Origin of the sequence: Streptomyces sp. NPDC005494, assembly GCF_042872025.1 — a bacterium.
Taxonomy (GTDB): Bacteria; Actinomycetota; Actinomycetes; order Streptomycetales; family Streptomycetaceae; genus Streptomyces.
Map to the genome: position 1 here is coordinate 213,421 of NZ_JBIAJR010000008.1, position 23,475 is coordinate 236,895.

Annotated in this window: 19 protein-coding genes and 1 pseudogene; 9 read left to right on the forward strand and 11 right to left on the reverse strand. The window is 72.1% G+C overall.

The window, feature by feature from the left end; translation table 11 throughout:
- Nucleotides 1-144: 144 nt before the first annotated feature.
- Nucleotides 145-1,728, reverse strand: a complete 1,584-nt coding sequence (locus tag ACFYQ6_RS23490) for a hypothetical protein (RefSeq protein WP_388764727.1) — start codon at nucleotides 1,726-1,728, stop codon at nucleotides 145-147.
- Between the two features lie 242 nt (nucleotides 1,729-1,970).
- Between ACFYQ6_RS23490 and ACFYQ6_RS23495 the strand changes: the two genes are divergently transcribed.
- On the forward strand, nucleotides 1,971-2,450 hold the full coding sequence (locus ACFYQ6_RS23495) for a hypothetical protein (protein WP_388764728.1): 480 nt from the start codon (nucleotides 1,971-1,973) through the stop codon (nucleotides 2,448-2,450).
- A 40-nt stretch (nucleotides 2,451-2,490) separates the two neighbouring features.
- On the opposite strand, the gene ACFYQ6_RS23500 is transcribed toward ACFYQ6_RS23495, so the two are convergent.
- Both ACFYQ6_RS23500 and ACFYQ6_RS23505 read right to left on the reverse strand, forming a co-directional pair.
- Nucleotides 2,491-2,985 (reverse strand): DUF1772 domain-containing protein, encoded by a 495-nt coding sequence (locus ACFYQ6_RS23500; RefSeq protein ID WP_361577760.1) that lies wholly within the window; start codon nucleotides 2,983-2,985, stop codon nucleotides 2,491-2,493.
- A gap of 10 nt (nucleotides 2,986-2,995) precedes the next feature.
- A complete protein-coding gene (locus tag ACFYQ6_RS23505) occupies nucleotides 2,996-6,544 on the reverse strand; it encodes an AAA family ATPase (RefSeq protein ID WP_361577757.1) in 3,549 nt (1,182 codons plus the stop codon).
- 435 nt (nucleotides 6,545-6,979) lie between these two features.
- Between ACFYQ6_RS23505 and ACFYQ6_RS23510 the strand changes: the two genes are divergently transcribed.
- Entirely contained in the window at nucleotides 6,980-7,858 is an 879-nt protein-coding gene (locus ACFYQ6_RS23510; protein WP_388764730.1) for a septum formation family protein, read from the forward strand.
- A gap of 114 nt (nucleotides 7,859-7,972) precedes the next feature.
- Here ACFYQ6_RS23510 and ACFYQ6_RS23515 read toward each other — a convergent pair whose 3' ends face one another.
- Nucleotides 7,973-8,428: an ATP-binding protein gene (locus ACFYQ6_RS23515; RefSeq protein ID WP_388764732.1), complete on the reverse strand. Its 456-nt coding sequence runs from the start codon at nucleotides 8,426-8,428 to the stop codon at nucleotides 7,973-7,975.
- A gap of 233 nt (nucleotides 8,429-8,661) precedes the next feature.
- On the opposite strand from ACFYQ6_RS23515, the gene ACFYQ6_RS23520 reads away from it, so the two are divergent.
- The 4 genes from ACFYQ6_RS23520 (at nucleotide 8,662) to ACFYQ6_RS23535 (ending at nucleotide 12,806) form a co-directional block, all read left to right on the forward strand.
- Entirely contained in the window at nucleotides 8,662-9,513 is an 852-nt protein-coding gene (locus ACFYQ6_RS23520) for a helix-turn-helix domain-containing protein (RefSeq protein WP_388764898.1), read from the forward strand.
- Nucleotides 9,510-9,716 carry a DUF397 domain-containing protein gene (locus tag ACFYQ6_RS23525; RefSeq protein ID WP_388764734.1) on the forward strand — a complete coding sequence of 69 codons (207 nt, stop codon included), beginning with the start codon at nucleotides 9,510-9,512 and terminating at the stop codon, nucleotides 9,714-9,716. Before ACFYQ6_RS23520 ends, ACFYQ6_RS23525 begins: the two co-directional genes overlap by 4 nt.
- A 188-nt stretch (nucleotides 9,717-9,904) precedes the next feature.
- Nucleotides 9,905-11,905, forward strand: coding sequence for an N-6 DNA methylase (locus ACFYQ6_RS23530; protein ID WP_388764901.1), 2,001 nt, complete (start codon nucleotides 9,905-9,907; stop codon nucleotides 11,903-11,905).
- 58 nt (nucleotides 11,906-11,963) lie between these two features.
- The gene (locus ACFYQ6_RS23535) at nucleotides 11,964-12,806 is read left to right on the forward strand and encodes an N-formylglutamate amidohydrolase (RefSeq protein WP_388764735.1); all 843 of its coding nucleotides are present in this window, start codon (nucleotides 11,964-11,966) and stop codon (nucleotides 12,804-12,806) included.
- A gap of 10 nt (nucleotides 12,807-12,816) precedes the next feature.
- Here ACFYQ6_RS23535 and ACFYQ6_RS23540 read toward each other — a convergent pair whose 3' ends face one another.
- Entirely contained in the window at nucleotides 12,817-13,251 is a 435-nt protein-coding gene (locus tag ACFYQ6_RS23540) for a VOC family protein (RefSeq protein ID WP_361577739.1), read from the reverse strand.
- A gap of 341 nt (nucleotides 13,252-13,592) precedes the next feature.
- Between ACFYQ6_RS23540 and ACFYQ6_RS23545 the strand changes: the two genes are divergently transcribed.
- Nucleotides 13,593-15,617: an ATP-binding protein gene (locus ACFYQ6_RS23545; protein ID WP_388764738.1), complete on the forward strand. Its 2,025-nt coding sequence runs from the start codon at nucleotides 13,593-13,595 to the stop codon at nucleotides 15,615-15,617.
- Nucleotides 15,608-17,152 carry an ABC transporter substrate-binding protein gene (locus tag ACFYQ6_RS23550; RefSeq protein WP_361577733.1) on the forward strand — a complete coding sequence of 515 codons (1,545 nt, stop codon included), beginning with the start codon at nucleotides 15,608-15,610 and terminating at the stop codon, nucleotides 17,150-17,152. Before ACFYQ6_RS23545 ends, ACFYQ6_RS23550 begins: the two co-directional genes overlap by 10 nt.
- A 19-nt stretch (nucleotides 17,153-17,171) precedes the next feature.
- Here ACFYQ6_RS23550 and ACFYQ6_RS23555 read toward each other — a convergent pair whose 3' ends face one another.
- Nucleotides 17,172-17,324 carry a hypothetical protein gene (locus tag ACFYQ6_RS23555; RefSeq protein WP_388764740.1) on the reverse strand — a complete coding sequence of 51 codons (153 nt, stop codon included), beginning with the start codon at nucleotides 17,322-17,324 and terminating at the stop codon, nucleotides 17,172-17,174.
- Here ACFYQ6_RS23555 and ACFYQ6_RS23560 point away from each other — a divergent pair.
- Nucleotides 17,265-17,489 (forward strand): annotated as a pseudogene (locus ACFYQ6_RS23560) (winged helix-turn-helix transcriptional regulator); the annotation flags it as partial. The gene ACFYQ6_RS23555 and the pseudogene ACFYQ6_RS23560 overlap by 60 nt on opposite strands.
- Nucleotides 17,490-17,505: 16 nt before the next feature.
- On the opposite strand, the gene rbsD reads toward ACFYQ6_RS23560, so the two are convergent.
- The 5 genes from rbsD to ACFYQ6_RS23585 are packed head-to-tail and all read right to left on the reverse strand — an operon-like array spanning nucleotide 17,506 to nucleotide 23,355.
- Entirely contained in the window at nucleotides 17,506-17,895 is a 390-nt protein-coding gene (gene rbsD / locus ACFYQ6_RS23565; RefSeq protein ID WP_361577727.1) for a D-ribose pyranase, read from the reverse strand.
- Nucleotides 17,892-18,830, reverse strand: coding sequence for a ribokinase (locus ACFYQ6_RS23570; RefSeq protein WP_361577724.1), 939 nt, complete (start codon nucleotides 18,828-18,830; stop codon nucleotides 17,892-17,894). The genes rbsD and ACFYQ6_RS23570 overlap by 4 nt, the downstream gene beginning before the upstream one ends.
- Nucleotides 18,831-18,850: 20 nt before the next feature.
- The gene (locus ACFYQ6_RS23575; protein ID WP_361577721.1) at nucleotides 18,851-20,815 is read right to left on the reverse strand and encodes a substrate-binding domain-containing protein; all 1,965 of its coding nucleotides are present in this window, start codon (nucleotides 20,813-20,815) and stop codon (nucleotides 18,851-18,853) included.
- Nucleotides 20,805-22,343, reverse strand: coding sequence for a sugar ABC transporter ATP-binding protein (locus ACFYQ6_RS23580; protein WP_361577718.1), 1,539 nt, complete (start codon nucleotides 22,341-22,343; stop codon nucleotides 20,805-20,807). The genes ACFYQ6_RS23575 and ACFYQ6_RS23580 overlap by 11 nt, the downstream gene beginning before the upstream one ends.
- Nucleotides 22,336-23,355 carry a LacI family DNA-binding transcriptional regulator gene (locus ACFYQ6_RS23585; protein WP_361577715.1) on the reverse strand — a complete coding sequence of 340 codons (1,020 nt, stop codon included), beginning with the start codon at nucleotides 23,353-23,355 and terminating at the stop codon, nucleotides 22,336-22,338. Before ACFYQ6_RS23585 ends, ACFYQ6_RS23580 begins: the two co-directional genes overlap by 8 nt.
- Nucleotides 23,356-23,475: the final 120 nt, after the last annotated feature.

Genomic DNA, 23,475 nt, shown 5'->3' on the forward strand with positions numbered 1-23,475 from the left:
GCCCCCGTCCGCTCCCCGGCCGCTCCCCGACCGCTCGGCGTGGCGGGAGAACCCGTTCAGGTCGGTCGGAGCGTCCGGCCGGCAGGAGTCCGGTCAGCAGGACCGTCCGGCCGACGGGACCGTCCGGTCAGCGGGACCGTCCGGTCAGCGGAGCCGTCCGAACGTCGTCCCGGCGAGGTGCGCGGCGGACGTCGGCAGCAGATATCCCCGGAGAGCCCTGGCGCCACTGCCGGAAGGCAGAGGCACGGTACGCGTACCGTCGGCGAGGGCGGGCGGATCGTTCCCTTCCTGGACCAGGACGGCTGTCGGTACGTGACGCGCGGTGGCCCGCAGCGCTTGCGGGGTGACGCTCCTGTCGTGGCCGGTGGTCTGGCGCGAGGCGCAGCCCGCGTAGTACGCGACCGGGACGGCCTGGTCTCCGCTGACCACGCACGGAGGGCGCAGCCCCGCACGGTTCAGCGCACGGGCCACCGAGGCGAAGTCCGAGGTGGTGGCGTGGCTGACGCGGACCACGTGGCTCAGGACGAGGAACTGCACGGTGAGATGCGCGGCCAGGGCAAGGGCGAGCAGGGCGGCACCGGTGGGCCTGCGGGCGCGGCGCGTCCGGGTGAAGAGGTGCGCGACGCATTCGGCTGCCGGGACGGACAGCAGCGCGTAGGCGGGGAGCAGGAAGCGGGGCGCGGCGTATCCGACCAGGAAGAGGTACGGCAGCGCCAGCGAGGCCCCGGTGACCGCCGCCACCAGTGCGGCGCCACCCCGGCCCGCCCTGCGGGCCGCGAGGACCCCGCCGAGGGTGAGCAGCGGCAGCACCACCCACCAGACCGCGGTGGCCGGGCTCTCCCAGCCGATGTCGCAGGGGCGGCACAGGGTACGGCCGGCGAGGGCGCGCAGATGGTCGTCGACGGCGATGTTCCAGCCCAGCCCGCCCTGGATCTCACCGGCCCGGTGCAGCCGCGCGGCGACACCCCCGTAGTGGGCGTACGCCTCCGCGGCCCAGGGGGCGCAGCCCGCCGCCAGTCCGGCGAGAAGCGCGGCGCACATGCCCGGCAGTCGCCGTCCTGGCAGCAGGACGACCAGGACGGCCGTCGGCAGCGCGAGCCAGAATCCGTCGGCGGGGCGCATCAGCGCGACCAGTGCCACCGCCGCTCCGGCCCCGATCACCTCCGCTCTGCCGGCGCCGCCGCGCAGAGCCCTGACGACCCAGCCGGTCGCGGCCAGGGACCCCAGCGCGCACCACAGGTTGGGCATCGCCGCCGGGCCGTAGAACAGCGTGGGCCACAGACCCGCGAACAGGACCCCGGCAACCGCCACTACGGGTACGGGCAGGACCTTGCGCCAGATCCCGAGAGCGACGAGCAGCCCGGCGGCCGACAGGAGGGCCAGGCAGATCCGCAGCATCGTGGTCGAGGCGGTGAGCGCGGCCGCGGGAGCCACCATATACGTGATGCCGCGGGCGCGCGGTGCGCTGAAGAAGGCGGGCGGGGCGTTGCCTCCGACCTGGCTGACATAGACCGTCTCGTCCCACGACAGCCCTGATCCTGGTACGACGAAGCCGAGTTGTACGGCGGCGAAGGCCATGGCGACCGCCGTCAGCCACAGCAGCGAGCCCTTGCCCGGTGCCGCCGGACGGAGAGAGTCGGTCGGCGGGGCGGGGCGCGGGCGGGCGGGAACCGGGGCGGCGGGTCCCGGGCCGGAGGGTGCCGGGCGCACCGGCTGGGGCACGTGCATGACCGCTCCTCACCTGGGCCGAACGACGGACGGTGGCGGCCTTGGTCAACGAGAAAGAGGGCGCGGGGTCACGCGGCCCGGCCTTCTCCCTGACCGTGAGGCAGGGCTGTCCCCCAGGGCGTACCGGGGGGCTACCCCCACATAAGTAGGGGGTCTGGATGGATCGTTCGGCGGACGCGAAGGACCCAGACTGTGAGGTGGAATCAGAACACCGTTCCGCACTCCGACCGGAGGCTCTTCCCGTGACCGCCCCAGCGCACCGCCCCGTGCCGCGCACCGCCCACCCGCTCGTCGCGGCCTTCGTACGCTTCGTCGTCTGCGGAGGCGGCGTGGGCCTGGCCTCCAGTGCTGCTCTGGTGCTGCTCGCCGGTCATCTGCCGCTGGTCGTCGCCAACGCGGTGATCACCGTCGTCTCCACGGTGATCGCCACGGAACTGCACGGCCGCGTCTCCTTCAGGAGCGAGCGCAGGGGGTGGCGGGTCCACCTGCAGTCGGGGCTCACGGTGGCCGTCAGCTACGTGTTCACCACGGCGGCCCTGCTCGTGCTGCACGCCGTGCAGTCCTCCCCCTCGGCGCTGGTCGAGCAGACCGTGTACCTGTCCGCCTCCGCTGTGGCCGGGGTGGGGCGTTTCGCGTTGCTGCGCATCGTGGTCTTCGCCCCGGCCGCGATTCCGGTGAGCGCCCCCGCCCTCGTCAAGCCGGCTCTCGCCGTGGCTGCCTGACGGACCTCCTGGGGCCCCACCGGACCCGCGACCGGCGCCTCTACGCCGAGCCGTGCAGATGAAGCGCCCAGAGCAGGGCACCGAGGGACGCGGTGTGGAGGACGGCCCGCACGGTGTTCCATCCGGCCCACCGGTCCTCGAACGCCGCGCGCGCCTCCCTGAGCCGGTCAGGGGCGGCGTCCGGCGGGACCTTGTCGAGCGCCTCGTTGAGCGGGACGTTCCGTGTGCCGGTGACCAGGAACGCCGCCGCGTACGCGGCCAGGGCCGCGACGATCCACGGCAGGGCGCCAGGACTGTGCCCCGTCGCCGCCAGGACCGTCGCCAGGACGAGCAGCGGCAGGGGCAGCAGGAAGGGCACCAGGAACCAGCCGTTGAGGATGGCCCGGTTGATGTGCTGCATGCTCCGTACGAAGGCGTGGTCGTCGGTGCGGGAAAGGCCCGGCATGACGGCGTAGGCGAACGCGCAGAACAGCCCGGCCATCAGGGCGGCTCCCAGGGCCGACGCGAGGAGCGCCACGGTCTGAAGGGTTCTCATGTCCACCTCCTCACACGTGTCCCGCGCCCAGGGCGGCTTCGGCTCCCCGCCCGGCCCAGCCGGTCGGGGTGCGCCACAGCACATGGACGCCGAAGACGTCGTGCACGGTGTCGGCCGCCCAGTCGTCGGCCGGCGGGCCGGCGAGGACGAGACAGAGCCGGTCGGCGGGTTTGGGCAGGGTGTGGTTGATCTCGTGGAGGCGGGCCGCGCCCGAGCGGAGGTCGGCATACGCCGAGAGTCCGGCTCCGAGCACCTCGTACAGGAGGTGCCCCTGCTCCGTGACGCACGCGACGTCGACGACCGGGGATTCCGGCGAGGGCTGCCGGTCCGCGCGCAGGAGCGCGGCCATCAGCTCGAAGCGCACGGCCTCGTGCGTCTTGCACGTGCGGTCCGAAGCGGCCGACTCCCGCAGGAGGCGCAGGAGGTGCGTGCTCGCGTCCGTCGCTTCCGGTGCGTCGGGGACAGCGGTGGTGGTCACGGGTTCGGCTTCCTTCGGCTCGTGCGGCGCGGGCGCCGCGTGTTCCGCGGGCCGTGCGGCCGGCAGGGGGGCAGGGGCGGGCGGGGGCTCAGGAGCGGCACGGTCCCGCTCGTCCTCCGGTGCTGCGGCGATGCGCCGCTCGATCGTGCGCAGGGCCTCGGCCAGATCCGCCTCCCAGCCGCTGCGCTCCAGCGCGGCCTTGAAGCGGGCCGGGTCCACGGCGCCGGAGGCCGCGGACCGGTTGGTGTCGGTCGCCAGGTCCCGCAGGGCGGTCAGCCGGGCCCGGTCGGGTGACCCGAGGACTCGCCAGACGTCCAGCCAGTCCTGCTGGTCGAGGCGCAGGCAGCGGTTGGCCATGCCCTTGAGCTCGGACAGCCGGGCCCGGGCGTCGTCCGGGGCGCGTCCGGCGGCCAGTTCCCCGACGACGCCGAGCGCGTCCGCGTAACGCCTGGCCATCGCGGGTGAGATGGGGCGGCGCCCGCGTTCGTCGACCGTGACGAAGCTGACGCTGGAGGCGTGGCGCAGGACCCAGGCGTTCAGCTCGGTCCCGGCAGCCGGGGGCGTGGAGCCGTGGCGTACGGCCATGAGCAGCGGGCGGGTCGTGGCGGGTTCGACGGCTTCGACACGGTAGTTGCCCCCTGTGGTGTGGCCGATCACCCGGATCCTGATGTCCGTACCGATCTCCGGCACGTCCTCCTCCACGAGCGGTGCTGCCGCGTGCCCGGCCGCCTGCGCCGGCGGCAGAGGGGCGTCGGTGGTGGTGTGCGTCAGGGCCTCCGGGAGGGGCGCGGTGTGCAGGACGGTCAGGCTCTGGGTGCTGCGGGTCAGCGCGATGTAGAGCTGGCGCAGGCCGGAGGGGCCCCGGTCGGCGATGGTGGCGGGCTCCACGACGAGGACGTGGTCGTACTCCATGCCCTTGGCCTGCCCTGCTGCCAGCACGGACACGGCTTCTCGCTCCTGCGGTGTGATGCCGTCGGCCTCGTCGAGCCGGCGGCTGATCTCGTCGAGCCAGCCGGAGTCGTCCGGAACGATGACGGCGACGGACCGCAGGGTGCGGCCGTCGTCGGTGCCGACGAGCCGCACGGCACGGGCCGCGGTTTCCCCGAGCAGCTTCCACGGCTCGGTCTCCACGGTCCGCACGGCACCGGGCCCTGCCTCGCGCACGGCCTGCGGATAGGGCAGCGAGGGGGCCACCGCGCGGGCCAGCGGAGCGACGAACTCCATGATCTCGGCGGGCACCCGGTAGCTCGTGGTCAGCTCCGCGACGCGCCAGTCCCCGTGGTCGGAGAGGAGGGCGCCCAGCCGGTCCCACGCCGCGTACGGATACGGGCCGGTGGCCTGGGCGAGGTCGCCGAGGACCGTCATGGAGCCGCCCCGCGCGACGCGTCGGCGCAGGGCGCGGGCCTGCATGGGGGTGAGGTCCTGCGCCTCGTCGGCGACGATGTGGCCGTACCGCCTGGGTGTCTCCCCGGCGATGAGGTGGCGGAGCTCCTCCAGGCAGACCCGGTCGTCCAGGGTCCAGGGCTCGTCCTCGGCCTTGTCGGACCGCGTGCGCAGCAGCGCGGACTGCTCCTCCTCGTCGAGCACACCGTCGGCGCAGGCGCGCAGGAGCTCGGCCGAGTCGTAGAGGCTGCGCAGGCTTTCGCGCGCGCCCGGCGAGGGCCAGGTGCGGTCGAGGAGGCGCTCCACCTGGCGGTTGCGCTCCAGGCTGCGGCGGATCGTGCCGTCCGCCCCGCGCCGCGGGGCCAGAGCCGCGAGTTCCCGCAGGAGACGGTCGACGAGAAGGGCGCGGAAGCGGTCACGGCGCTCGCGGTAGGCCCCTTCGCCTCCGCGCACCTCGTCGAGGAGGGTGTGGATCTCCGAGCGGGGCACGCGCAGGGTCGTGCTGCCCGCGGTGACGGTGAAGGCCGGTTCGTCGCCCGCGAAGGAGGGTGCGGTGAGCAGGTTGTCGAGGGCTTCGGGACGGCATTCGTGCTCCACGCGGTTGCGCAGCACGGCGGCCATGCGCTCGTCGGACTTCGCGAGCCGGGCCTGGGGTGTGTCGGTGCCGAGGACGTCCCCGTCCCAGAGGCGCGACAGTTGTACGGCGTTGACGTCCCGGGTTCCGAGGGTGGGCAGCACCTGCCCGACGTAGTCGAGGAACCGCTGGTGCGGGCCGATGACGAGGATGTCCTGCGCCTTGAAGTGCTCGTTGTTGACGAGCCAGGTCACGCGGTGCAGACCGACGGCCGACTTGCCCGTGCCCGGGCCGCCCTGCACGACGAGGATGTCGGAGGGGGAACCCGTGACCAGGTCCATCTGGTCACGGCGGATCGTCTCCACGATGTCGCGCATGCGTCCGCCGCGGGAGCGCTGGAGTTCCCTCAGCAGGAAGTCGTCCGGCTGGAAGGGCTTGCGGCGCCGGCGCCGGGCGAGATCGGCCGGTGTGTAGGGCCGGGAGGTCTCCCCGGTCTCGGAGGGCTCGGGCCGGACCGCCCCCGGGGCGGCGGGATCCGCGTCCGTGTCCGCCCCGGGGGCGGTGGGAGCCGCGACCGTGTCCGCCCCGGCCGGAGCGGGATGCGAGGTGATCGCGTCGTCTCCCGCCGGCCTGGGTACGGGGACGGCTTCGAGCGCCGGGCCGTCGGCGGTTGCGGCCACCGGCGGCGCGATCTCGTCGAAGTAGTCGTCGACGATCTGCCGGACACACCGCAGTTGTCTGCGCAGCACGATGTCGCCCGGTGTGTGCGGCTGCGCCTCGAACCACTTCGTGGCCAGCGGGCTGGTCCACACCACGACCACGGTGTCGCGGGTCTCGACGTCGGAGACGGGGCGCCGCCCCACGTACCAGGGCCGGGGCGCTCCGCCCGGGTCCTCCGGGGCGTCGACACGGGCGAAGACGAGGGCTTCGTCGCCGAGTCCGCCGTAGGCCTCGGCCTTCTTCTCCGTGTCGAGCTTGTTGGCGATGCCGTCCTTGCCGCTGGCCGACGCACCGGCTGCCGCCGCACCGGTCATCTCGGCGAGGCGTGCGGTGTAGCAGTCGTAGGCCCGGTCGACGGCCCTCTGCTCGTCGGCGATGATCCGGTTGCGTGCGGCAGTCCTCATCGGCTGTCCCTCCCCGGTGGCGTGGTCCGGCCCGACGCCGCAGCGGGCGTACGCGCCCAGCTCGTCGAAGGCCTGTCAGAAGAATGGCGTACGCGCCGAGTTGGAGGGTGGTGGCCGAGCCCTCTCGACTCCGCCTGCGCCGAACAGCGACGCGAAGCAACCATGCGGAACACCCTCCCCCCAGGGAGGCCGTCACGAACTACGCGCCCCCCGACGCCGTCACTCACCCAAGGATGTCAGTCATTGACTGAGTTCACAAGAATTTTTCACGCCAGACCTCATCCACCTTCTGGCTGGTCAGCGCCGGTGCCGAGGAACTGGCGCACATCCCCGCACTGACCTCCGGACATGACCTGAACACAGCAACGTCGCATCCATGCCATACGATGCGCACACCTGTTCACAGATCTTCCGTTGTTTGAGGATGCCCCAGCCATGTTTCTCGGTGTCACGTCTCGCTCCGCACGCGGCATATCCGCCGCCGTAGCCCTTCTCGCCATCGGTGCGGTGGGCTGCTCCGACGCCATCGACAGCGCCACTGCCGGCGCCAAGAAGGTCGTCCGTCAGCGCTCGGTCTTCTCGCTCACGCCCGGCGACTGCTACAACCCGAACAGCGGGGCGACCGAGAGCGAGGAGTTCAGCGTCGAGATCGTTCCCTGCAAGGAAGCCCACGAGGGCCAGGTCGTCGGCGAGTTCTCGATCGAGGGCGAGTCGAAGTACCCGGGCGACGAGGGCGCGTCGAAGATCGCCGACGAGCGGTGCCCGGCCGAGTCGCTGAAGTTCATCTCCGACACCTGGGCGGTTCCGGAGGGTGTCGAGCTCTTCTACTACTACCCGACGGCCGAGAGCTGGGCGACCGGCGACCGGTCCGTGAGCTGCACGTACGCGAAGGAGACCGGCACGTTCACCGACTCCCTGAAGAACGAGTCCCTGAACGCGGACCAGCTCGCGTACCTGAAGGGCGCGAACGCCGTCTACGAAGCGCTGTGGGCGAACCAGCCGGAGGCGGAGCAGATCGAGGACGACCTGGACGGGTACAAGAAGCAGGCCAAGGCCGTCTCCACGGCGCTCGACGCCCACCTCGCGAACCTGAAGGGCATCGTCCAGCCGGAGACCGTCAAGCTCACCGAGCAGCTGGAGAAGACCGCCGGTTCGTGGAAGGACGCCGCATCGGCCGCTGACACGGACGCCTTCTACATCGCGTACGACGTGGCCTTCACCGGCATCGACCCGAACAAGACGGTCGGTGCGCGCAAGGAGCTCAAGCTCGCCACCACCGTTCCGGCCGACGACGCCGAGGTCTGGGCCGGCTGATTCACCCTGTACGCGCGGGCCGGCCGGTCGGAGACGACCCGTCGGCCCGCGCGGCCGTGCATGCCCCTCCCTCGCGCCACCCCGCTGTCGCCCGCCGCGCACGAGTGGTGGATCTCAGCTCAGCAGCACCTCCGCCCAGACGGTCTTCGTCCAGGCGTCGGGAGCGGAGCAGCCCCAGCGGTCCGCATACGCCTCGACGAGCAGCAGCCCTCGTCCCGCATCGGCCTCCGTACACCGTGGTGCGGCAGGTGCAGTGGGTGGCAGGCGTTCTGGACGCGTGTCCGTGACCTCGATGCGGACGCTTCGCTCGAGGAGCCGCAGCGTCATGCGGAAGTCGCGCCCCGGCAGGCGGCCGTGCGTGATCGCGTTGGACGCGAGCTCCGCCGTGACGAGGGCGACCGCCCGTACCGCGTCCGTGTCGTAGGCGACGCCGCACCATTCGGCCAGCTGCTGCACGGCCAGCGTCCGCGCGAGCCGCGCACCTCGTGGTGTGCTGCTGAGCCGGAGGCTGAACCAGGCGTCGGGCAATGAGCTCTCGCGTCTGTCTCGCTGTTGCTTCACGGGTGCCATCGTGGGAGGCGCGCACCGCCCCCACCAGGCACGGTGCCCGTACGACGAGGCGCGGTACGGCTGATGCCCTCCACACTCCGACCGCTTTGTACGGGCCTTGTACGGGGGCTGTACGAGTGGCAGCCGTGTCCCGGGAAACGACCCTCCCGTTGAACCTCACCCCGAAGCGGCGAATCGGGAATCGGTGCGGGGCGTGTGGAGGAGGAGCGGTGGCGGAGAGGGGCGTGGCGGCTATGCGGGACCCCGGGAACGGGCGCGCGACCAAGGCGAGGGCCAAGGAGGACGGTGATCTGCCCGGCGTGTGGGTGGCGTACGGCAAACTCCTCCAGCACCTGCGCCGGCGGGCCGGGTTGAACCAGCAGAGTCTCGGGGAGGCCATCGGCTACTCGCTGGAACAGGTCGCCTCCGTCGAGCAGGGCCGACGCCCAGCGAAGGAGGCTTTCACCGAGGCGGCCGACCGGGTGCTGGACGCGGCAGGGGTCCTGGCTGTGCTCCAGGACGACGTGGACCGGGCGAAGCTGCCACAGTTCTTCCGCAACTTCGCGCTCATCGAGGCCGAGGTGGTGAGCCGCTTCTCGTACGATCCTCTGCTGGTGCCGGGCCTGTTGCAGACGGAGGCGTACGCGCGGGCGGTGTTCGCGGGCCACTGCCCACCGCTGAGCGAGGAGACCGTCGACCAGCACACGGAGGCACGGCTGAGCAGGCAGAAGCTGCTGACGCGGGTGCCGTTGGCGGAGCTGTCGTTCATCGTGAGCGAAGAGGCGTTGCGTGACCCCGTGGGCGGGCCGGACGTGATGCGGGCGCAGTGGCTGCGACTCCTCGAAGCGAGTGCCATGCGGAACGTGGCAGTTCAGATCATGCCGGCCGGTCGCGGGTTTCACCCGGGCAAGAACGGGCCGTTCGTCGTCGCTGAATCGAAAGATCTCAGGCAGCTCGGATACTTCGAGTCACAGGGCGTCGGGTGCGTCGTCCACGATCCTGGCGACGTCAGCTCCTTCGGACTGCGATATGGCAAGCTGCGATCGCAGGCCCTGAACGTCGAGGAGTCTGCGCGGCTCATCGAACGGCTGGTGGGAGAGACATGAGCGTGGAGCAGACAAGCCTGGACCAGGACACGTTGCACTGGTGCAAGAGCAGCTACAGCGGATCGGACGGCGGCGACTGCGTGGAGGTCGCGGCCGGCCCCGGCGCCGTGTTCGTGCGGGACTCGAAGGCCGGCGGCGACGGTCCGGTGCTGCGGGTCGGGCACGGTGGGTGGGAGGCGTTCGTGACGTCGGCCGTCCGCTAGGTACGGGGCCTCGACAGCACGACGGAACTGCCGCCCGGGGAAGAGCCGGAGGGCGCCCGGAGCCCCTCCGGGCACCCCTCGATCTGCCGCGCACGCCCACATCGCACTGTGAACCAAGTCAACGGCGTAGTAGCGTGCCACCCAGAGTGGCTTTCCTTGTCATGCCTTCCAGCACCGTGGAGATTCCGATGACGCCCCCCGACCCCGTGCCGGTCAGTCTGGCCGAGATCGCACGGATCGCCGGAGTCGGCCGGGCGGCGGTGAGCAACTGGCGGCGGCGTCACGACTCCTTCCCCGCCCGGGTAGGCGGCAGCGACGTCAAACCGCAGTTCGCCCTGGCCGAGGTGGAGCAGTGGCTCAGGGAGAACGGCAAGCTGAAGGAGGCCGGGGGGCGCGAGCTGCTGTGGCCACGGTTCGAGACGCTGGCCGGCCGGGACGAGTCGGGCCTGGCCATCGCCGAGGCGGGGCACCGTATGCGCGGTGCGGCTCAGCGGCCCGGCGCTCCGCTCCTCTCCGCGCAGGCCCGTGCCCTGGTGGCCGAGACGGCGGAGATCGGCAGACGTGAAGGTGCCTTCGAGACCTTCGACTTCCTGCTGCAGCGCTGGCTCGACGCCCATGTGCGCCAGATCAGTGCGACTCCGCCCCGGCTCGCCTCGCTGATGGCGCGTATCGCGTTGCGAGCCCGCGCGGCGACGGGACAGGACGACGCCCTGACGGTCTTCGACCCCGCGTGCGGCTCGGCGCGTCTCCTCTCGGCAGCCGCGTCGGCGGGGGGCGGCGGACGGTACGAGTTTCTGGGCTGCGAGGCCGACGCGACACTGGCGGCGCTGGGCGGTGCGCGCCTGGCGTTCACCGGGGACGACCGGGACGTACGGGCGGACATCGCGACCGGCGACTCGCTGCGCGCCGACCCGTATGCGGACCTGAGAGCCGACATCGCTCTGTGCAACCCCCCGTTCAACGAGCGCGACTGGGGTTACGAGGAGCTGGCGACCGACCCCCGGTGGGTGCACGGGCTCCCGCCCCGGACGGAACCCGAACTCGCGTGGGTGCAGCACCTGCTGGCCCGGCTGCGGCCGGGCGGCGCCGCCGTCGTGGTCCTTCCGCCCGCCGTGGCCTCGCGGCGTGCGGGCCGGCGCATCCGCGGTTCCCTGCTCCGTAACGGCCTTCTGCGCGCCGTGGTGGCTCTGCCGCAGGGCTGTGCGCAGCCCCACAGCGTGTCGCTGCAGCTCTGGGTTCTGCGTGCGCCGGAGGCCGGCAAGGGCCGTGGCGCCGCCGACGTCCTGCTGGTCGACGGTTCGCGGCACGCGCGGCCCGGCGGCCGGGGGCCGGACTGGAAGGCGACCGAGGACCTGACGCTGTCCGCGCTGGAGGGCCTGGACCGGCCGGAAGCCGCTCTCCCGCACGGAGCGGTCCGTGTTCCGCTGCTGGACCTGCTGGACGACGACGTCGATGTGACGCCCGGCCGGTACGTGGCCGCGAGTCCCGAGGTCCTCGGGAGGGAGTCGGCCGCGCGCTGGAACGAACTGGACGGCGTCTTCTCGTCACTGCGTGAACTGGGCGCGGCTCTCGCCCCGCTGGACGCCGCGAGTCCCGCCCAGGGACGCCGCCACTCCACGGTGACGGTCGGCGAGCTGGTCAGGGCGGGTGCCGTCAGCTTGCGACCGGGTGCGCATCCCACGGAGTCGGAGGAAGTCTTCCGGGACCCCCGGGAGGAGTCGGTTCCGCTCCTCACCGTGCCCGACCTCCTGCTGGACGGTTCGCCCAGCGCCTGGCTGTCCCGCGACGCCCATCCGGCGGTCGCCGAGGAGGGCGACGTGATCGTGGCGGGTGTGGTCAGGGCGTTCGACGCCTGGGTGCATCAGGGGCCGCCGGTCGCCCTGGGGGCCCAGCTCTTCGCCCTGCGCGTGGAGCCCGGAAAGCTGGACGCCCACTTTCTTGCCGGCTGCCTCCGGGCCCCGGCGAACGGCCGCCATGCCGGGACCCACGCGTCGAGTTCCGCCCGTGTGGACGTGCGGCGTCTTTCCGTCCTCCAGCTCCCGCTGGAGGACCAGGTGCCGTACAGCGAAACGTTCCGCCGGATCACTTCGTTCGAGCGTCATCTGTCCAGGGCCCGGTCTCTCGGCTCCTCCCTGGCCCATGACCTCAACGACCGGCTCGCCTCGGGCGGCCTGGGCGCGGTCGGCTGAGCGTGGCCGGCGAACACCAGATCCCCTTCCGCCCCGGCGCACGTACGAGGACTGCCGCATGAGCCCCGACCCCCTTCTTTCCCGGCCCCGCCCGTTCCAGCTGGTGCCCGGCGCAGCCGAGTCGCCGGTGCTGCTGCATGTTCCCCACTCCTCCCGGGTCGTCCCGGAACAGGTGCGCGACACCCTCGTGCTCGACGACGCCGCGCTCGCGATCGAGCTCGACCACATCACCGACGCCCACACCGCCGAACTGGCCGCGAGGGCCTGTGAGGCGGCGACGGTGACTCCATGGCGGTTCGTCAACGGACTGTCGCGGCTGGTCGTCGATCCCGAACGGTTTCCCGACGACCGGGAGGAGATGCTGGCGGTGGGTATGGGCGCGGTGTACACCCGCACCACCCACCGCGAGCCGCTCCGCGCACCCGGGGAGGACCCCGGGCCGCTGCTCGACCGCTACTTCCACCCGTACGCCCGGGCGATGACCACGGCGGTCGACGAACGGCTGGCCGCCACCGGGCGGGCGGTCGTCATCGACGTCCACTCGTACCCGGCCGCAGCGCTCCCGTACGAACTGCACGGCACCGGGCCTCGTCCGCCGGTCTGCCTCGGCACCGACGGCTTCCACACCCCGCCCGGGCTCGTGGCCCGGGCGGAGGCGGCGTTCGCCGGATTCGGTGGCACGGGGCTGAACAGCCCGTTCCCCGGTACGTACGTGCCGTTGAAGCACTACGGCAAGGACAGGCGGGTCAGCGCGCTGATGATCGAGATCCGGCGCGACCTCTACATGACCGAGCCCGGCGGCCCCGCGGGGCCGGGGCTCGACGCGCTCGCCTCGGCGCTGGCCGCACTGGTGGACGGCTTGACGGACGGCCTCGCCGAGGATTCGCCCTCTCGGGGCTGAGGCGAGGCGCTCAGCGAGGCCGGGCGTACGGCCGCGTCATGATCTCCATGTTGTGGCCGTCGGGGTCCTTGAAGTAGGCCCCCCGGCCCCCGAAGAGCCGGTTGATCCGCCCCGGTTCGCCGTGCCGGGGATCCGCGTAGTAGGTGACCCCCAGAGCGACAAGCCTGGCGATCATGGTGTCGAACTGCGCGTCGGGGACGAGGAAGGCGTAGTGCTGCGGCTGCACGGGCTCGTCCCGCAGCTCGTAGTAGTCCAGGGTCACGCCGTTCCCGAGGTCGACCGGCAGGAACGGCCCGAACGGCGGGCCCACCTCCAGGCCCAGGACGGTGGCGATGAACTCCGCGGACAGGCTGCGGTCGCCGGCGTAGACGGCGTGGTGGTCCAGTTGGACGGCCTCGACCCCTTGCGGGGTCTCCTGCACGTCCGGGTGCTGTGTGTGCGGCATGACTGACGTATCTCCGTGTCGTGGGTTCCGCTGGGACGGGGCGCCCTACGGGGGCGCCTGCGGGAGGTGCACGACAGGGCGGGCGGGGCTCTGGCCCGCCACGCACTCATGCGTCAGCCGGGCGCCTCACTCGTACGTGGCCCATGGCCGACCCGGCAGTCACCGTCGGAGCGTAGCAGTGCACACCGGCCGAAGGGGCGCGTTCGGGGCGCACGTGGGGCGCACAGGGGGCGCCTCCAACGACAGGGACCACGTCGGCACGCCGGAGCGAATAACGTTCTGTGACACGTGAGTTCGAGAGTTTCGGAACGGGGAATCGTTCAGTCGGCGGGGGGAGCTGGATGGCCGACGACAGAGCCGGAAGATCGGAACGGGACATCGCCGTGCGCCGGCGCGTGGCCGAGATCCTCAGCAGACAGCAGGGGCCGTTGCGCCCGCTGCCCACGCTGATGCTGCTGGGCCCTCGGGGCAGCGGCAAGACCGCGCTCACCGGGCATCTGCGCCAGTGGGCCCAGCGGGTGCCGCTGGCGAGCGTCGACCTGGAATCCGTCGGCGAGCGGGGCGGGACGCCCATCGACGTGCTGATCGAGCTGGCCTTCCAGCTCGGCGCGCGGCACGACGGCATTCCCCAACTGGGCTTTCCCGCCCTGGGCTCGCTGATCGCCGCCGTCGGCACGGCCGTGGACGCGCGCAGCCGGGAGCAGGCGGTCCGCGAGATGGCGGAAGCGCTGCGGGCGGGGCGTGCGCGGGAGCATTCGTACGAGGAACTGCAAGGCATTGTGGACGGGGTCGCCCAGCTTGCCGGAATCGGACTGCCCGGCTGGAGTTCGGTCGTGATGCCGCTCGTCCAGGGCGGGATACGCATGCGCCTGGGGGTGCGGCTGCGCCGGCGTCTGGCCGACACGTCCGCTTCGGGGCCGGGGCGCGGGGCGACGGCGGACTTCCTCGTCGGCGTGAACCGGCTGTACCACGGCTACCCTGCCCAGCGGGCCGAGGCCGAACGGGTGCTGCTCGACTCCTTCCTGGCCGACCTGCGCGGCGCGTACGCCTCGGGCCGCGCCGACCGGCTGCGGACCACGCACTGCCTCGCCCTGCTGGACAACGTCGACTCGGCGGTCGGCGAGGCCTTCCTGACGCTGCTGCTGGAGTCACGGGAGCGTTCGGGGCGCCCGGATCCGCTCCTCGTCGTGACGACGGCCCGCAGGCGCCCCGAGACGCTCGTCCGCGCGGAGACCGGCAGCGGGCGCCGCCCCGACTACCGGGAGAGCTGGCCGCAGCCGGCCCACTTCCGGCCGCTGTCCGCCGGACCGCTGGTCTCCGCGGGGCAGTTGCGCGATCTCAGCCGCCGTGAGGTCGAGGCGCACGCCGCGGCCGTGCTGGACACGCTCCCGGCCGGCTCCGTGCTGCCGCGTACGGACAACGCGGTGCAGTGGCTCGGCTGGATCGTGTACGAGATCACCCGGGGCCATCCCGCGGGCACGGCAGCCGTACTCGACAATCTCCGGCGCATGCCCGCAGGCCTGCCCTGGGACGACCGCGTGCGCCGGTGCCTCGCTCCGGCCGACGGCAGCGTCCTGCCCGTGCCCTCCCTGTCCGCGGCACCGGAACTGCTGGACCTGCTGCTGAAGGACTGCTCCTCGCAGCTGGCCCGGCTGATGCCCAGGGCCGCCGCCGGCGTCACCCTGGGCCGGGCGGAGACGTGCGAGTCGCTCTGGGAGGGGCAGGAGCCGGTGCTCCGCGAGTTCGTCGGCTACTGCGCGGACGACCTGCGCACCGTGCCGGAGCCGGACGGCGGGCTCCCCGCCCTGCACCGGCTCACGCGCTTCCTGCTGCTGCGGCGCCTCGACGGAGCCCCGGACGACGGCGGCCCCGGCTCCTGGGACGGGGCGCACCGGGCGCTGCGGACGGCAGCCGTCGGCCGGGGCGACCTGCGGGCGGTGGCGTACCACGATCTGGCCCTGGACGACCTGGGTTCCGCCGTCGACTATCTGCGGGACCGCTTCGACGAGGCGGGCGCGGACGAGTGGTGCGCGGACCTGGCCTGGCTCCAGCGGGCGCCGTGCCGCTGGGACGGGGCGCTGCCGGAAGCGGCCCGTGACCGGTACGAACGCCTGGTCGGGGTCGCCGGGGGCGACGCCACCCGTCGGGCCATCACCCGGCTGCTGGCGGCCGGGTGGATCACCCCGCACCCCCGGCCCGACGGGGCCGCGCAGCCCTACGGAGACCCGCTGGGTGACCCGTACGCGGAGCTGTATCCCGACATCGTCGAGGAGTTCCTGACGCTCCGCAGGCCCATCGGTGACGAACACGACCGCCATGTGCTGCTGCGTATGGCCCAGCGCTACGAGAGGAAGCCGTGGTGGTAGCCCTCGACGACGACGAGACGTTCGTCCCTCCGCGTCCGCCCCGGCCGAAGGCGCCGTGGGTCGTCGCCGGCGTGGTCGTGCTGGCCGCCGCGGTGTGGGGCGGCGTGGAGGCGTATCAGGCCTGGCAGCACAACAAGGTGGAGTGTGCTCCGGGCATCCTCAAGAAGGGCGTCCGCGAGGAGTGCATCGGCGTCAGTGACGGCTCGTTCGCCTTCGACCCGTCCCTGACCGAGGTCATGGACAAGATCGAGGCGGAGAACGAACGGGTCGAGAAGTCCGGCAGCGAGTACGTCTCGATCGCGTACGTCGAGCCGCTGACCACGGTCAAGGGCGAGGAGGAGGCCAAGTACGGGCTGCGCGGAGAGCTGATCGGCGCCTATCTCGCGCAGCGGGAGCTCAACGACCCCGACCTGGGGGCCGGCCGTGGCGACCTTCCGCAGATCCGTCTGCTCGTCGGCAATCTCGGGCTGCGCTCCGAGCAGTGGCGCACCCTCACCGACGACCTCGTCGCCCTGTCGAAGGACGACAACCGCCTGGTCGCCGTCGCCGGCTTCGGCCAGAGCCGGGGCGGCACGAGGAACGCGGTGGACGCCCTGCGTGACGCGGGCATCCCCATGATGGGGGCGACGGTGACCGCCGACGGCCTCTCCGACGCGGCCCGTCCCGGCTTCTTCCGCACCTCGGCACCCAACCGCGACCAGGCCAGGGCCGCCGTCAACTACCTCAGGAAGCGGCAGGAGGCGGATCCCGGCTTCAAGGTCGCGGTCATCCGCGACCGCAACGAGGACGACATCTACAACACCTCGATGTCGACGGCCTTCGCCTCGGCGGCGGCCGAGCGGGGGCTGAGGACCGAGGGCACTCCGCTGGAGTTCCTCTCCGGGGTGGATGGCGTGTCCAACGCCTTCTCGTCCGTCGCCGACAAGGTGTGTGACCTGAGGCCGGACGCGGTGTTCTTCGCCGGGCGCGGCGTGAACGTCCGCAACTTCATCTACTCCATGTCCGCACCCGACCGCCGGTGCCCGGTCACTCTGGTCACCGGGGACGACGCGGTCGGCACGTACTACGGTTCGCTGGAGAGCGAGGCCAGGCGCGAGAAGTTCCGTACGGAGTGGACGGACAGCAGGGTGACCGTCCTCTACACCTCGCTCGGGCACCCCGCCCTCGCGGGCAAGGTCTACGCCGCGCCGAACAACCCGCTGCCGGACTTCCTCTCCCTGTACAGGACGGAGTTCGGCGGAGCCTCCGACACCACGATGCAGGTACTCCAGGACGGCCAGATCATCCTGGGCCACGACGCGCTCTGGACCCTCGGGGTGGCCGTACGCAACGCGGCGGGCCCGGACGGCAAGGGGCAGGTCAACACGGGCGCCACGCTCCAGATGCTGCTCCAGCTCAGCGGGCGGGAGGCCGTGTCGGGCCTGAGCGGCCCCATCTCCTTCGCGTCCGACGGCAATCCGGACGGGAAGCCGATGGCGCTGGTCCGGATGGAGCCGTCGGGCGTGTACACCTTCCGGGAGGTGCTGAAGCCGTAGGGCAGGACCGTCTCCCGGCTCACGCGAAAGCGGCGGCGTTGCGCCGCGCCCACGTCGCGAACGTACGGGCCGGGCGGCCGAGGAGCTTTTCGACGTCAGGGGCCGGAAGCTGCTCCTCGGGCAACGGAGTGCCCAGGAGGAGCGCGACGGGCTCGTCCTGCGCACGTACCACGCCGAGGTCCCGCCTCGGGTGGAGTACGAGATCACCGAACTGGGCGGCAGCCTGGCACCGTTGTTCGCGACGCTCGCCGAGTGGGCCGCCGACCGGCTGCCCGAGGTCGACCGGGCCAGGACGGACTACGACGCCAGGGAGCCGGGTCCCGGCCGCCGCGGGTGACGGCGGCCGGGCGCGGTCAGAAGAACACGCCGCACCTGAGCAGCACGTTCGCGTGGGGGCGCGCCTCTCCCGTCCGCACCACCAGCCGGGCGGACGAGGTGAGTTCCTTCAGCCGCTCATGGGGCACGAGCGTGAGGTCCGGGAAGCGGGAGGCCAGGAGGCGGGCGGCTTCCGGGTTGGTCCGCCGTGTCTCTTCGGCCGCGGTGGCCCCTTCCACGACCAGTTCGGCCAGCAGTCCGTCCAGGACCTCGGCGAACGACGGGACGCCCGCGCGGAACGCCAGGTCGACGACGCGGGGCCCCGGGGGGATCGGCATGCCGGCGTCGCAGACCAGGACGCCGTCGCCGTGGCCCAGTTCGGCCATCGCTCCGGCGAGATGACGGTTGAGGATGCCTGCCTTCTTCACAGCGCCGCGACCTCTTCCGCGGTCGGGAAGGACGCCTGCGCACCCTCCTTGGTGACGGCTGCCGCGCCGACGCGCACGGCGAAGGCCGCCGCCTCGGCGAGGTCCTCACCGAGGCCGAGCCGCCAGGCGAGCGCCGCGGTGAACGCGTCGCCCGCGCCCGTCGTGTCCACGGCGTCGACCCGTGGGCTCGGCACGTGTACGGCGGCGGCGCCCCGGGTGTCGGAGACCAGGGCCCCTTCGGCGCCCAGCGTGATCACGACCGAACGGGGCCCGAGGGCGGTGAGCCCTCGGGCCCAGGCCTCCGGGGTGCTGCCCGCGCTCTCCCCGAGGATGTAGCGAGCCTCGTGCTCGTTGACGACCAGCGGATCGCAGGCGGCCAGTACCTCGTCGGGGAGCGGTGCGGGCGGTGAGGGGTTGAGGACCAGCCGGGCGCCCGGGCGCAGGGCACGGGCCGTCGCGGCGACGGTGTCCAGCGGGATCTCCAGCTGTACGGAGACGACGCGTGCCGCCGCGAGGAGTGCCCCCGCCGCCTCGATGTCCTCGGGGGTCAGCCGGGCGTTGGCGCCGGGCGAGACGACGATGCTGTTGTCCCCCGAGGGGTCGACGGTGATGAGCGCGACGCCGGTGGGCGCCCCGCCCACGAGGACTCCGCCGGTGTCGACGCCCGCCTCCCGCTGCGAGTCGCGCAGCAGCCGCCCGTGGGCGTCGTCGCCGACCCGGGCCAGCAGCGCCGTTCGGGCGCCGAGGCGGGCGGCGGCGACCGCCTGGTTGGCGCCCTTGCCGCCGGGGTGGACGACGAGGTCGGAGCCGAGCACCGTCTCCCCCGGCCCGGGGCGGCGGTCGACGCCGATGACCAGGTCGGCGTTGGCCGAGCCGACGACCAGGAGGTCGTGGCGGGGAGACACGGGGGGCGCGGAGTCCTCGTGTGCGTACATGGTGGGGGTGCCTTCCGTGATCAGGAGAAGTCGGCGACGTTCTGCCGGGTGACGACCTTGACCGGCACCTTCACCATGCTGCCGATCTTCTTGCCCTCCGCGGCGCGGACCGCGTTCTGCACGGCGATCCTGCCCAGTTCGCCGGGCTGCTGGGCCACGGAGGCGTACAGCGTGCCCGCCTCGACGGCCGTCAGCCCGTCCGGGGTCCCGTCGAAGCCGACGACCGCGACGGACTTCCCGGCCCTGCTGCCGAGTGCCTTCACGGCGCCGAGCGCCATCTCGTCGTTCTCGGCGAAGACACCGGTGATACCCGGGTGGGACTGGAGGACGTTCGTCATGACGTCCAGGCCTTTGGTGCGGTCGAAGTCGGCCGGCTGGGTGGCGACGACCTTGATGCCCGGGTAGGCCTTGATGCCTGCGGCGAAGCCCGCGCCGCGCTCCCGGCTGGCGGAGGTACCCGCGGTTCCCTGGAGGACGACGATGCTGCCCTTGCCGCCGAGCCGGTCGGCGAGTGTCTTCGCTGCGAGCTTGCCGCCCGCCACGTTGTCGGAGGCCACGAGCGTCGCGGTCTCGGCCTTGTTGACACCGCGGTCGGCGGCGACGACCGGGATGCCCGCCTTGTTGGCGCCCCTGACCCCGGGGCCGACCGCGTCGGAGTCCACCGGGTTGACGATGACGGAGTCCACCCCGGAACTGGTGAAGTTCTCCAGCTGGTTGGCCTGCTGCGAGGCGTCGTTCTGGGCGTCGGTGACGGTGAGGTCGATCCCCGCCTTCTCGGCCTCCTCCTGCGCGCCCTCCTTCATCTGGACGAAGAAGGGGTTGTTCAGGGTGGAGAGCGACATGCCCACCTTGGTGGTGGTACCGGAGGAACCGGACTTGAAGAAGGTCACGGCGGCGATGACGGCGGCCAGGCAGACCACCGCGATGCCGATCTGCATCGCTCCCTTTCGGCCCTTGCCGGGTGCACCGGGGGCCGCGGACGAGCCGCCCGCCGACGCGGCGCCCGATCCGGCCTTGCGGCGCAGGGTGTCGAGCAGCACGGCGAGGGCGATCACGACACCGATGACGACCTGCTGCCAGAAGGCGGAAACGGAGAGAAGGTTGAGGCCGTTGCGCAGCACCGCGAGGATGAGCGCGCCGATCAGGGTGCCCGATGCCTTGCCGACGCCGCCGGCGAGGCTGGCGCCGCCGATGACGACCGCGGCGATCGCGTCGAGCTCGTATCCCTGCGCGGCCTGCGGCTGCGCGGAGACCAGACGGGAGGCGAGGACGATACCCGCGACGGCGGCGAAGAGACCGGACAGCGCGTAGATGGCCAGCTTCTGCTTCTTGACCCGCAGCCCGGAGAGACGGGCCGCCTCCTCGTTGCCGCCGATCGCGTACATGGAGCGGCCGATGTAGGTACGGGCCAGGATGAGGGCCGCTATCAGGCCCATCGCGATCATCACGAGGACCGGGACGGGCAGCCAGCCGCCGAGGGTGTCGCCGAGCACGGAGACGGAGTCGGGGAAGGGGATCGGCCGGCCCTGGGAGATGACGAGTGACAGCCCACGGGCCACCGAGAGCATGGCCAGGGTCGCGATGAACGAGGGCAGTTTGCCGTAGGCGACGAGGGCGCCGCTGACGAATCCACAGGCGATGCCGGTGACGACGGCCAGGATGACCGCCAGCCAGACGGGAACGCCGGCGGACGTCGCCGACCAGGCGAGCACGGTGGCGGAGAGCGCGGCGACCGAGCCGACCGACAGGTCGATGCCCGCCGAGACGATGACGAAGGTGACACCGAACGCGAGGATCGCGGTGACCGCCGCCTGGACGCCGACGTTCAGGAGGTTCTGGGTGGTGAGGAAGTCGCCGGACAGCAGCGACATCGCCACCAGGAGGACGACCAGGGCGCTGAGTGCGCCGTTGTCGAGCAGGAGGCGGCGAAGGGTGTGTCCGGCGCCGCCCGCGCCCGCCTTGCTCGGATGCGTGTCAGTGGCCACGGGGGCCCTCCTCTGCCTTCTCGGTGGGTGTGACGACAGGAGCGGAGCTGACGGCGAGTGCCATCACCGCGTCCTGGGTAGCTTCGTGTGCGGGGAGTTCCCCGGCGATGCGGCCCTGGGCCATGACCAGGACCCGGTCGCTCATGCCGAGGACCTCGGGCAGGTCGCTGGAGATCATCAGGACGGCGTGCCCGGAGGCCGTGAGCTCGTTGATGAGCTGGTAGATCTCGACCTTGGCACCGACGTCGATGCCGCGCGTCGGCTCGTCGAGGATCAGCACCCTGGTGTCGGCCAGGAGCCACTTGCCGATGACGACCTTCTGCTGGTTCCCGCCGGACAGCGTGCGGACGTGCTGGCCGAGCCCGGCCATCCGTACGCCGAGCTGTTCGGCGATGCGCGCGGCGGCGGTGCGCTGCCCCTTGACGTCGACGATTCCGCTGCGGGTCGCCGAGCGGAGGGTGACGAGGCCGAGATTCTCCTGCACGGAGGCGTCGAGCACGAGGCCCTGCCCCTTGCGGTCCTCGGGGACGAGCCCGATTCCGGCGCCCATGGCGGCGGTCACGTCGTGTTTGCCCAGCCGCTCGCCGTTCACGTCGACGGTGCCGGTGTCGTAGGGGTCGGCTCCGAAGACGGCGCGGGCGACCTCGGTGCGCCCCGCTCCGACGAGTCCGGCGAGGCCGACGACCTCACCGGCCTTCACGTCGAAGCTGATGTCGTGGAAGATCCCGTCGCGGGTGAGTCCACGGACGGAGAGCAGCGGGGCGCCGGTCTCCGGACGTTCGCGCGGGTACTGCTGCTCGATGCTGCGCCCCACCATGAGCTGGACGAGTTCCGCCTCGGGGGTCGAGGCGGGCACCTGGTCGATGCTCCGGCCGTCGCGCAGGACGGTGACACGGTCGCCGAGGGCGGCGATCTCGTCGAGGTGGTGCGTGATGAAGACGATCCCGACGCCGTCCGCGCGGAGTTGGCGCACGATCCCGAAGAGCTTGTCGACCTCCTCGGAGGTGAGGACGGCGGTCGGTTCGTCCATGATCAGGACGCGTGCGTCGAGGCTGAGCGCCTTCGCGATCTCGACCATCTGAAGCCGGGCGATGCCCAGTTCGCGGACCCTGGCCCGGGGCGAGACGTGCAGGCCCACGCGGCGCAGGAGCACCTCGGCGTCGGCTTCCATGGTCCGCCGGTCGATCATGCCGAAGCGGCGGGGCTGGCGGCCGAGGAAGATGTTCTCCGCGACCGTCAGATCGGGCACCAGGTTGAACTCCTGGTAGATCGTGGCGATCCCGAGCTTCTCGGCGTCCTGCGCGCCGTGGATGCGCACCTCCTGGCCGCCGGCGAAGATCCGGCCGGCGTCCGGCCGGTAGGCGCCGGAGAGCATCTTGATGAGGGTGCTCTTGCCTGCACCGTTCTCACCGAGCAGGACGTGCACTTCGCCGCTGCGCAGATCGAAGTCCACGCTGTCCAGGGCGACGACACCGGGGAAGGTCTTGCGTACGCCTTCGATGCGCAGCAACTCGACCGATTCACTCACTCGTTGCTCCCGGGGTGGAGGTGCGCTCGCCGCAGGAGCTGCGTACGACGAGGGCGGCGGGCAGGGTGACGGACTGCGGGGGGCGGCCCTCGACGATGTCGACCAGGGCGCGCACGGCTGCACGGCCGAGGTCGCCCGTGGGCTGGGCGATCGCGGTGATCGGCGGGCCGGTGTGCACGAACCACGGGATGTCGTCGAAGGCCGCGATCCCGATGTCCTCGGGGACGCGCAGGCCGCGTGCGCGGATGGCGTCCAGGGCGCCGAGCGCCATGAGGTTGTCGGCGGCGAACACGATCTCGGGCGGTTCGGGGAGCGACAGGAAGTGCTCGGTGGCGCGGCGCCCGCTGTCGGCCTGGAAGTCGCCCTGCCCGATGTAGGCGGCGGGGAGCGCGAGGCCGTGGGCGCGCATCGCCTCACGGAAGGCCTCGACGCGCTCGTTGCCCGTGGTCGTGGCGGCGGGACCGGCGATGATCGCGAGCCTGCGGTGGCCGAGGGCGTACAGGTGGGCCACCAGCTCCTGGATGGCCCGGTGACCGTCCGCGCGTACGACGGGGACGTCCAGTCCGGGGATCCAGCGGTCCACGAAGACCATCGGGGTGCCGGTGCGGGCCACGTCCAGCAGCAGCGGGGACCCGCCGTCGGCCGGCGAGACCAGGAGCCCGTCGATCCTGCGGTCCAGGAGCGTGCGGACGTGATGGTCCTGCTGGTCGGGCTTCTCGTCGGCGTTGCCGATGATCACGCTGTAGCCGAGCGCACGGGCCTCCTCCTCCACGGAGCGGGCCAGCGCGGTGAAGTAGGGGTTGAGCACATCGCTGATGACGAGGCCGAGCGTGCGGGTCTGGTCGGTACGCAGCGAGCGGGCCACGGCGTTGGGCCGGTAGCCGAGGGCTTCGACTGCGGCGAGGACGCGGGCGCGTGCGTCCGGGCTGACGGAGGGATGGCTGTTGAGTACGCGGGAGACCGTGGCGACAGAGACTCCTGCCTGGGCCGCGACATCCTTGATGCTCGCCATTTCCGGGACCACCTCCTTGTGGTTTCCGTAGCCTCGAAACCAGCTGGAAGCGCGTGGAATCGATTACACGGGAGATTGGAATCGATTACACGAAGGAAAACAAGTACCCGACGGTGGGAC

Bases quoted from the DNA above. Each gene is read 5' to 3' on its own strand.
- ACFYQ6_RS23490 (WP_388764727.1), bottom strand. From the start codon at position 1,728: ATGCACGTGCCCCAGCCGGTGCGCCCGGCACCCTCCGGCCCGGGACCC.
- ACFYQ6_RS23500 (WP_361577760.1), bottom strand. From the start codon at position 2,985: ATGAGAACCCTTCAGACCGTGGCGCTCCTCGCGTCGGCCCTGGGAGCC.
- ACFYQ6_RS23505 (WP_361577757.1), bottom strand. From the start codon at position 6,544: ATGAGGACTGCCGCACGCAACCGGATCATCGCCGACGAGCAGAGGGCC.
- ACFYQ6_RS23510 (WP_388764730.1), top strand. From the start codon at position 6,980: ATGTTTCTCGGTGTCACGTCTCGCTCCGCACGCGGCATATCCGCCGCC.
- ACFYQ6_RS23515 (WP_388764732.1), bottom strand. From the start codon at position 8,428: ATGGCACCCGTGAAGCAACAGCGAGACAGACGCGAGAGCTCATTGCCC.
- ACFYQ6_RS23520 (WP_388764898.1), top strand. From the start codon at position 8,662: ATGCGGGACCCCGGGAACGGGCGCGCGACCAAGGCGAGGGCCAAGGAG.
- ACFYQ6_RS23525 (WP_388764734.1), top strand. From the start codon at position 9,510: ATGAGCGTGGAGCAGACAAGCCTGGACCAGGACACGTTGCACTGGTGC.
- ACFYQ6_RS23530 (WP_388764901.1), top strand. From the start codon at position 9,905: ATGACGCCCCCCGACCCCGTGCCGGTCAGTCTGGCCGAGATCGCACGG.
- ACFYQ6_RS23535 (WP_388764735.1), top strand. From the start codon at position 11,964: ATGAGCCCCGACCCCCTTCTTTCCCGGCCCCGCCCGTTCCAGCTGGTG.
- ACFYQ6_RS23540 (WP_361577739.1), bottom strand. From the start codon at position 13,251: ATGCCGCACACACAGCACCCGGACGTGCAGGAGACCCCGCAAGGGGTC.
- ACFYQ6_RS23545 (WP_388764738.1), top strand. From the start codon at position 13,593: ATGGCCGACGACAGAGCCGGAAGATCGGAACGGGACATCGCCGTGCGC.
- ACFYQ6_RS23570 (WP_361577724.1), bottom strand. From the start codon at position 18,830: ATGTACGCACACGAGGACTCCGCGCCCCCCGTGTCTCCCCGCCACGAC.
- ACFYQ6_RS23585 (WP_361577715.1), bottom strand. From the start codon at position 23,355: ATGGCGAGCATCAAGGATGTCGCGGCCCAGGCAGGAGTCTCTGTCGCC.